General features: G+C 69.9%; 8 protein-coding genes. 2 read left to right on the top strand and 6 right to left on the bottom strand.

The annotated features are described in order from the left end of the window. Nucleotides 1-173 precede the first annotated feature (173 nt). From JHN63_RS43720 to JHN63_RS43705, 4 genes are all read right to left on the bottom strand, one after another. Complete coding sequence (locus JHN63_RS43720; protein ID WP_200690694.1) at nt 174-1,214, bottom strand: CU044_5270 family protein; 1,041 nt, start codon at nt 1,212-1,214, stop codon at nt 174-176. Continuing rightward, on the bottom strand, nt 1,211-1,816 hold the full coding sequence (locus JHN63_RS43715) for an RNA polymerase sigma factor (protein WP_200690697.1): 606 nt from the start codon (nt 1,814-1,816) through the stop codon (nt 1,211-1,213). Before JHN63_RS43715 ends, JHN63_RS43720 begins: the two co-directional genes overlap by 4 nt. Nucleotides 1,817-2,423: 607 nt before the next feature. Then, nucleotides 2,424-3,674 carry an Ig-like domain-containing protein gene (locus JHN63_RS43710; protein ID WP_234478586.1) on the bottom strand — a complete coding sequence of 417 codons (1,251 nt, stop codon included), beginning with the start codon at nt 3,672-3,674 and terminating at the stop codon, nt 2,424-2,426. A 187-nt stretch (nt 3,675-3,861) separates the two neighbouring features. Further along, nucleotides 3,862-4,215 (bottom strand): hypothetical protein, encoded by a 354-nt coding sequence (locus JHN63_RS43705; protein ID WP_200690692.1) that lies wholly within the window; start codon nt 4,213-4,215, stop codon nt 3,862-3,864. A 130-nt stretch (nt 4,216-4,345) separates the two neighbouring features. Here JHN63_RS43705 and JHN63_RS43700 point away from each other — a divergent pair, with 130 nt between their 5' ends. Next, nucleotides 4,346-4,639, top strand: coding sequence for a hypothetical protein (locus tag JHN63_RS43700; protein ID WP_200690696.1), 294 nt, complete (start codon nt 4,346-4,348; stop codon nt 4,637-4,639). Between the two features lie 41 nt (nt 4,640-4,680). Beyond that, the gene (locus tag JHN63_RS43695; protein ID WP_200690691.1) at nt 4,681-5,496 is read left to right on the top strand and encodes a hypothetical protein; all 816 of its coding nucleotides are present in this window, start codon (nt 4,681-4,683) and stop codon (nt 5,494-5,496) included. A gap of 42 nt (nt 5,497-5,538) precedes the next feature. Here JHN63_RS43695 and hutH read toward each other — a convergent pair whose 3' ends face one another. Next, the gene (hutH, locus tag JHN63_RS43690; protein WP_200690695.1) at nt 5,539-7,077 is read right to left on the bottom strand and encodes a histidine ammonia-lyase; all 1,539 of its coding nucleotides are present in this window, start codon (nt 7,075-7,077) and stop codon (nt 5,539-5,541) included. A 75-nt stretch (nt 7,078-7,152) separates the two neighbouring features. Then, nucleotides 7,153-8,298 carry a sensor domain-containing diguanylate cyclase gene (locus tag JHN63_RS43685; protein WP_200690690.1) on the bottom strand — a complete coding sequence of 382 codons (1,146 nt, stop codon included), beginning with the start codon at nt 8,296-8,298 and terminating at the stop codon, nt 7,153-7,155. Nucleotides 8,299-8,557 lie beyond the last annotated feature (259 nt).

The following is an 8,557-nucleotide window of genomic DNA, read 5'->3' as shown; positions in this document are numbered from 1 at the left end:
GGGGGTTTCACGGCTTTTGCGGTGCCGTCCGGGGGTGGTGAAGGGCGGGCCGGGCGACGGGGGAGTCCGGTGCCCGCCCGGACCAGGCGCCGGGCGGGCCGGGCGAAAGTGCCAGGCACAGTGACGGGCAGGCTGGGCGGAAGTCCCGGGCCCGCCCGTCGCGTGTGCGTCCGCTACCCCGCCGTGGGCGACTCGCCCGCCTTGTCGACGACCGCGTGGGTCAGCTCGGCGCTGCTGGACAGCAGGGTGCCGGACTTCCCGTAGGAGCCGTCCCTGGTCAGGTAGGTGCGGGAGCCGAGGAAGGCGTAGTCCTTCGTGTCGAAGACCCACTCGGTCCTGATGCCGTAGCGGGTGTCGTCACGGGCGATGCCCAGGCCCTGGCGGCCGATGGCGTCGTGGGCCTTCGGGGCCGGGGTGACGCCGGGAATCTTCGCCGCGGCGCGGTAGAGGGCGGCGGCGGTGCGGGGCGGCATCAACGTGCCGAGCAGCGAGCCGATCTGCTCGAACACCGCCTGGTCGCGCTCGCGGCCGGTGGCGTGCGGGGTCTTCCCGTACAGGTAGGTCAGCAGCTTGTCGGGGTCGGTGGGGAGGGAGCTGAGCCAGTGGTAGGTGGGGCGGCTGATGCCGGCCGCCGTGCCGTGGGTGTCGCCGAGTTCGGCGTTGATGGGGAAGGTCTCACCGTCCTCCCGGACGAGACCGAGCTTGAGCAGCCGCCCCGGCTCCTGGGCGGACCACACCTCACGGTCCGTCAGCGGGCCGAGGACGGCCTTGCCGGTGGTCACGTCGGCGCCGCGGGTCTTCTCCTTGGTGTAGACGAACTGGTCGTCCCGCACGGTGAGGGCGGTCCGCTCCCCGGCTGCGGTGGAGATCCGGTCGAGGAGGGCCGCGGCGGGCCGCATGTCCGAGGCCGCGCGGTGCGATCCCTTGTCGTCGCTGTCGGTCAGGGCGATTCCCGCGGTCAGCACGCAGGCCAGGGCCAGCGCGGTGGCCGGCGCGAGGAGCGCGGGACGGAGCAGCCGACGGGCGGGCCGGGTGCGTACGGCCTGGTCGGCTCGGTCGGCCCGGTCTCGGTCGATGGTGTGCATCAGTAGGTCCTTGTGACGGAGGTGCTGCTCGTGCGGGACGTCACGGTCGGCCGGGGGCGGCAGCAGACGGGCGATCTCCTCGCGGTCGTCGCGCCACTCCGGGGAAGCGGAGGTGGTCCTGTTCTTCATGTGAGCTCCTCCCGCACGGGCAGGGCCGCGATCGCGGCCGCACTTGTCATCTCTCCGCGGGCGGCGCCCGGTTCCAGGTTCTCCTCCGCGAGCCGGGCGAGTTTCTTGCGGGCCCGCGAGAGCCGGGAGCGTACGGTCCCGACCGCGATGCCCAGCGCCTCGGCGGTCTGCTGGTAGTCCAGGCCGGACCACACACACAGGGCCAGCACCTCGCGCTCCTGGCGTCTGAGCCGGTCCAGGGCGGCCTGAACGGCCCGCAGCCGGGCCGCGTCGTCGATACGTCCGGCCACCTGGGCCGCGAAGTCCTCCACGCTCGCCGGCCGGAGCTGCCGCGCCAGGAACGACTGCCGCCGACGCAGGCTCCGCCGGGCGTTGTCCGCCTTGTGGGTCGCGATGCCGAGCAACCAGGGCAACAGCGACCCACCGTCCTCGTGCACCCGCGTACGCGTGTGCCACGCGGCGAGGAACGTCTCGGACATGACCTCTTCGGCCGTCGACCAGTCACCGGTCAGCCGCAACCCGTGGTTGTACACGGCCCGGGCGAACTCCTCGTACAGCTCACCGAACGCCGCACGATCGCCCTCGCGCACCCGTCGGCGCACCTCGTTCTCCGAGTCCTTCACACCCTCTTCTCTCCACGAAGCGGGCGGAGTTCCCGTGGTCTGCATCACCTGCCGTCGCCGCGCTCAGGACACCCGATTCCGAGTCGGGCTTGCTGCGGGCGTCGTAGCCGGTATCGTCGTCGGAGAAGAGGAACGAGCCCCCGCCACGGCGGGTATCCGTGACAGGGGCTCAGGCTCACTCAGGAGCCTTCGGAGGCCCCTAGTCCTTATGGGGGCCTCCGGCTACCTGGTGATCCACCAGAGCCACCACCTCCTCACATGCTTGGCCCACGATTCCGGCAGCAACCGGGTGAACCAACACACAACAGTCAGCCGTGGCTTGGTCTGACGTCCCATGGGTGCGCCTCCCTTTTCTCAGGGAGGCGGCCTTTTTTCGTACCCGGAACCGCCTCGCTTCGGGCCGGGCCCCGAGGGGACGGGACCCGGAACAAGGGAGGCGCACCCGAGGGCGCGTCATATGACGGATATTACCGTCAACTCACATATGCCGCAGACCACTTGATAGGGGCAGCGAAAAGGCGGTCACCCCCGGTCAGGGGCAACCGCCTTCAAGCGAAACGAAGTTGACCGGTGTCGGCGCGTCGGATCAGACCGCCGAGCCCGCCTTCCACTGGGCCCAGTCCATGTTCCAGCCGTTGAGGCCGTTGTCCGGGGACACCGTCTTGTCGCCGGTGTTGGAGATGACCACGACGTCGCCGACGATCGAGTTGTTGTAGAACCACGCCGCCGGCATGTTCTTGTCGCCCGCGCCCTTCACGTCCTGGAGGCCGACGCAGCCGTGGCTGGTGTTGACGCTGCCGAAGACCGAGGGCGAGCCCCAGTAGTTGCCGTGGATGAACGTGCCGGAGCTGGTGAGGCGGATGGCGTGGGGGACGTCCTTGATGTCGTACTCTCCCTTGCCGTCGTCGTCCGTGAAGCCGACCGTCGCGCCGTTCATCCGGGTCTGGACGAACTTCTCGGACATCACCATCTGGCCGTTGTACGTGGTGTGTTCGGGGGAACCGGCCGAGATCGGGATGGTCTTGACGACCTTGCCGTCCTGCTCGACCTTCATCTGCTTCGACTTCGCGTCGACGTACGAGACCTGGTTGCGGCCGATCTTGAAGGTGACCGTCTTCTGCTGCACGCCGTAGACCCCGGAGGCGCCCTCGACGCCGTCGAGCGCGAGCTTCAGCGTGACGGTGGAGTTCTCCTTCCAGTAGTCCTCGGGGCGGCAGTCCATGCGCTGGGTGTTGAACCAGTGGCAGACGACTTCCTGGCCGCTGGTGGAGGTGACCGTGATGCCCTTCTGGACGGCGGCCTTGTTCGTGATCGCCTTGTTGAAGTTGATCGACACCGGCATGCCGACGCCGACCGTCGAGCCGTCCTCGGGCGTGAAGTTCCCTATGAAGCTATTGGCCGGGGAGACCGTGGTGAAGGACGCGTTCTCGTGGGCCGCCAGACCCGCGGAGTCCTTCGCGGTCGCCGCGACCTTGTACGTGGTGGAGCGGTCGAGCTGAGCGCTGGGCTTCCAGCTGAGCTTGTCGGCCGCGATGGTGCCCGTGACGGCCTTGCCGTCCGCGGTCGTCATCGTCACGGCCGTGAGCGTGCCCTTGCTGACCGTGACGGTGGCCGAGTTGTTGATGGAGGCGTTGTCCGAACCGTCCGCCGGTGTGATCTTGATCTGGGCCTCGGACGACTTCTTCGCCGCCGCCTCGTCGGCCTTCGACTGTGAGCTCTGGCTCGAGTCGCTGCCGGACGACTTGTCGTCGCTGCCGGAACACGCCGTGAGCACGAGCACACCGCCGAGCAGTGCGGACGCGGCCACAAGACCCTTGCGCCGCTTACTGTCCGTCATCACACGTTTCTCCATCGTTGCCGAATCCCCGAAAACCGCGAGCACCCCGTTAAACAATCTTTAATAAACCCAACGCTACGACTGGTGCGTACCGTTCCGCTTGTCGCGCATGTGTGGGGCACACCACGTGCACGGCGAAACCCCGGGCAGCGGTTGCCGCCCGGGGTCACGTTCTCCCCGACACGGCTCAGCCGACCACTGCCACCCCGTCCGCTTCCTCATCGCCGTCGACATCATCCTCGTCGAGGTCCCAATCCGGCGAATCAGGGTCGTACTCGATCTCCTCACTGCTCCACGAGGCCTGGGCCAGCTCGACCCCGGGCATCTCGCCGACCAGGTCGAACGGGTCCACGAGATAGGCGAGCGCCTCGGCGGTGTCTTCCGTCACAGCGGTCTCGGCGTGCCCGCGCTCGTCGCCGGGCAGCTCGGGATCGTCGGCGATCTTGGCCAGCGCGGCCTTGGTCACGGCGTCCTCGTTCTCCACTTCAAGAACGAGTTCGACACGAAGGCGTACAAAACGTGATGTCTCTGGAGTGCTCATGCCGGGAGCGTACGGCCCACAGCTCCCGTGACTTTCCCGCGACCCGCACAGTTCATTAGCATCGCTCCACACGGCCAATTCGCCAGCGCCACAAGGGGATCGATATTCCGTGTCAACCGCTCGCCGAACGATGCTGACCGCCACCGCCGCGGGCACCCTGCTGGGTGCTCTCTGGTTCGTCCCCTCCGCGAACGCGACGGTGACCGACCAGGCCAGAGTGGAGACTTCGGCGACCCCGACTTCCCAGGTCACCCAGCAGGCACGGGTGACGTCGACGGCCGTCACCACCTACTCCGACGAGACCCAACTCGCCGACACCGGCAGCCCGGACACCACTCCGTACATCATCGGCGGCACGGTGTTCCTCGGTCTCGGCGCCGGTTTCGTGGCGTATTCGGTACGCCGGGAAAGGCTCGGCTTTTAACTGGCTTGACGCTTCTTTGACTCAAGCTTCATAGTCCGCTCATGAAGAGATCACCGGGCATACGACTGTGCGTCACCGTCGCCGTGAGCGCACTGTCGCTGGCCCTCATCACCGGCTGCTCCGACGGCGGTTCGGACGACGCGAAGAGCAACGACGGCAAGAGCAACGCCGAAGACACCGCCAAGAACTCCGCGAAGGCGCTCAGCGCCGCCGAGTTGACGAAGCTGGCCATCGCCAAGGGCGATGTCGTCGGCTACGAGGTCGGGGCGGTCGGCAAGACGTACCCCGCGAGCAAGAGCGCCGTCACCGTCGACAAGGCGCAGTGCCGCCCGCTGGCCTGGGCGATGGCCGGGCAGGCGCCGGGTGACGCGGCCGCGGCCACGAACAAGCTGGTCACCGAGGCGAAGAAGACGTCCGCCACCCCGTCCAAGTCCGTTGAGGACATGAGCGAGCAGGAGTTCGACGACGCGTTCGGTGCCGCGCTGGACCGTACGACCACCGTTGTCGGGCTGTCCTCGTACGACGGCGACGGCGCCGAGAAGACGTTCAAGACCATCTCCGACGCGGTCAAGAGCTGCGCCGGCGGCTTCACCCTCGTCCCGGGCTCCGACGGCACGAAGTACACCAAGGTCGCGGCCGAGAAGGCCTCGAATACCGGTGACGAGTCGGTGGCGTTCGGCGCGACCGCCGTGATGGAGGACACCGACGGCCAGACGGGCACCGTGCACACCGAGGTGGTGCGGCACGGCTCCACGCTGGTCACGTACTACACGGTCAACCTCGGCGCCCTGATGTCGCAGAAGGCCTACACCATTCCGTCCGTCGTGATCGACGCGCAGTCCGCCAAGCTGAAGTGACGTACGGGGCCCTGCCGTTGACGGAACAGGGCCCCAACTGCCTTACCGCAGCGGCCCGGTGACCTTCTCCACGGCCTCGACGACATGCCCGCCGCGCACGAACGCGTCCGCCGCGGCGAGGTCGGGCGACAGGAACCGGTCCGGTCCGGGGCCCTCGACTCCCGCCGCCCGTACGGCGTCGATGACCGCGCGGGTCGCGGGAGCCGGGGCCAGGCCCTCGCGCAGCTCCACGGCGCGCGTCGCCGCGTACAGCTCGACGGCGATGATCCGGGTGAGGTTGTCGACGGCGGTGCGCAGCTTGCGCGCGGCCGACCAGCCCATCGAGACGTGGTCCTCCTGCATGGCGGAGGACGGGATCGAGTCGGCGGACGCCGGTACGGCCAGCCGCTTCATCTCGCTGACCAGTGCGGCCTGCGTGTACTGGGCGATCATCAGCCCGGAGTCGACACCGGCGTCGTCCGCGAGGAACGGCGGCAGGCCGTGCGAGCGGTTCTTGTCGAGGAGGCGGTCGGTACGGCGTTCCGCGATCGAGCCGAGGTCGGCGACGGCGATGGCGAGGAAGTCGAGGACGTAAGCCACCGGCGCGCCATGGAAGTTGCCGTTGGACTCGACCCGCCCGTCCGGCAGCACAACGGGGTTGTCGACGGCGGACGCCAACTCCCGCTCGGCGACGAGCCGTGCGTGCGCGATCGTGTCGCGTCCGGCACCCGCGACCTGCGGAGCACACCGCACGGAGTAGGCGTCCTGGACGCGGGGCGCGCCGTCCTGGTGGTGCCCGGTGAGTTCCGAACCGGCAAGCACGGCAAGCATGTTGGCGGCGCTGGCGGCCTGCCCGGGGTGCGGGCGGATGGCGTGCAGCTCGGGCGCGAGCACCTTGTCGGTGCCGAGCAGCGCCTCCAGCGACAGCGCGGCGGTGACATCGGCGGACTTGTAGAGCATGTCGAGGTCGGCGAGGGCCATGACCAGCATGCCGAGCATGCCGTCGGTGCCGTTGAGAAGGGCGAGGCCCTCCTTCTCGCGCAGCTCGACGGGCGCGATCCCGGCTTCCGCGAGCAGCTCACCGGCGGGCCGCACGACCCCGTCCGGGCCTTCCGCGTCACCCTCGCCCATGAGCGTGAGCGCGCAGTGGGAGAGCGGGGCGAGGTCGCCGGAGCAGCCGAGGGAGCCGTACTCGTGGACGACCGGGGTGATCCCGGCGTTGAGCACGTCGGCCATGGTCTGCGCGACCTCGGGCCGCACACCGGTGTGACCGGAGCAGACGGTCTTGAGCCGCAGGAACATCAGGGCCCGTACGACCTCCCGCTCCACCCGCGGGCCCATGCCGGCGGCGTGCGAGCGGACGATGTTGCGCTGCAACTGGGCCCGCAGTTCCGGGCTGATGTGCCGGGACGCCAACGCCCCGAACCCGGTGCTCACGCCGTACACGGGCTCCGGCTTGGCCGCGAGCGCGTCCACGATCTCCCGCGCCGCGGCGAGCGCCGAGACGGCCTCACCCGAAAGCTCGATCCGGGCGCCTCCACGCGCCACGGCCAGAACGTCGGACGCGGTGACCCCGGACGTCCCCACCACCACAGTGTGCATATCCATATTCAGGAGCGTACGCATTGAATGCGGCAGTGTCACTACCGGGTGACCACTTAGACCCTTACAGGTAGGTCACGCCCGACGGCCCCGGAACCGTCGTCGTTCCGCCGGCATCTCCGGCGTCGGGGAGTCCGCGAGGCGGACCACCGGGTCGTCCGGGCCGTCGCGGCCCGCGACCACCGGGCTGCTCGCGCGCAGCGCCTTCGCCCGGTACTGGGCCGCGTCGGCCAGGCGGAAGAGGCGGCGGGCGGAGCGTACCGGGCCGATCGGGTCCTCGGTCGACGCGACACCGCACGCCACGCCCTCGCCCAGCTCCAACTCGGCTGCCCTGCGGCAGAGTTCGGTCGCCGCGTCGACCACCTCGTCGGCGGGCGGACCGACCGCGAGCAGGCAGAACTCGTCGCCGCCGAGACGCGCGGCGAGCGCGCCCGGGAGCATCGCCCCGCACAGCGACAGCACCGAGCCGAAGCGTTCCAGGAGCCGGTCGCCGACCGCGTGCCCCCGGGTGTCGTTGACGCGCTTGAGCCCGTTGAGGTCGCACACGACCAGGCTGACCACGACTCCCTCACGCCGGTGCCGCTCGACCGCCTCGTCGAGCCGCACGTCGACCGCGCGGCGGTTGGCGAGCCCCGTGAGCGCGTCCGTGAACGCCAGCCGCCGCGCCTCCTCCAGCCGCTCCGTCTGCGCGATCCCCGCCGCCACGACCGAGGCCAGGACCGTCGCGAAATCGGCGTCCCCCCGGTCGAACACGGGCACACCGACCGGCCGCGCCACATACAACTCGCCCCAGGCCCGCCCGTGCAGCACGATCGGGGCGACCACACAACATCCGCGCCTACGACGCCGTAGCGCCGCCACGCGCTGGTGGCAGTACCCGGGGCTGCCCGCGGCCGGGCCCTCGGCGGTCTCGACCCAGGCGTTGGGCTCGCCGCCGCCGGCCCAGCGCTCGTGCAGGAACTCGGTGATCTCCGGGAACTGGTGCACCGGATAGGTCTCGCCGTCCGGGAACTCCTCCTCGCCCACCGCCCGCTCCCCCACGTTCACGAGGACCCGCAGCCGGCCCAGCTCCCGCTCCCACACCGACAGTGCCGCGAAACTCCCGTCCAGCGCCCGGCACGCGCCGAGCGCCGCCGCCCGCCAGGACTCCCGCGGGGTGTGCGCCGCCGCCATCCCCTGCGCCAGCTCCACCACGGCCGCCAGCCGCCTGTCCTCACCCATCACTCCAGGCTAGGGACATTGGGAACATATGGGGACATCAGTGCGGCGAACGGGTACGACCGACGCTGTCCAAGAGGGGCTCACCGACCGACACGGCCGGCACCCGGACCCGCACCCGCGCACCCCAGGGACGCGAGACTGTATCGACGCGCGGTTCCGCCGCGTGGGCGCGCCCGGCCACAACGCACCCGCCCCCGCTACTCCCCCGGCCACTCCGGCGTCCGCTTCTCGTTGAACGCCGCCACCCCCTCCGCCCGGT

The sequence above is a fragment of the Streptomyces sp. MBT65 genome (assembly GCF_016612545.1).
Lineage (GTDB): Bacteria > Actinomycetota > Actinomycetes > Streptomycetales > Streptomycetaceae > Streptomyces.
The sequence above is the reverse complement of the archived record's forward strand: the minus strand, read 5'-3'. Positions and strand labels throughout refer to the sequence as shown.

Excerpts from the sequence above, each read along its gene's own strand:
- JHN63_RS43695 (WP_200690691.1), top strand. The coding sequence starts at position 4,681 with ATGAAGAGATCACCGGGCATACGACTGTGCGTCACCGTCGCCGTGAGC.
- JHN63_RS43685 (WP_200690690.1), bottom strand. The coding sequence starts at position 8,298 with ATGGGTGAGGACAGGCGGCTGGCGGCCGTGGTGGAGCTGGCGCAGGGG.
- JHN63_RS43710 (WP_234478586.1), bottom strand. The coding sequence starts at position 3,674 with ATGACGGACAGTAAGCGGCGCAAGGGTCTTGTGGCCGCGTCCGCACTG.
- JHN63_RS43700 (WP_200690696.1), top strand. The coding sequence starts at position 4,346 with ATGCTGACCGCCACCGCCGCGGGCACCCTGCTGGGTGCTCTCTGGTTC.
- JHN63_RS43720 (WP_200690694.1), bottom strand. The coding sequence starts at position 1,214 with ATGAAGAACAGGACCACCTCCGCTTCCCCGGAGTGGCGCGACGACCGC.
- hutH (WP_200690695.1), bottom strand. The coding sequence starts at position 7,077 with ATGCACACTGTGGTGGTGGGGACGTCCGGGGTCACCGCGTCCGACGTT.
- JHN63_RS43705 (WP_200690692.1), bottom strand. The coding sequence starts at position 4,215 with ATGAGCACTCCAGAGACATCACGTTTTGTACGCCTTCGTGTCGAACTC.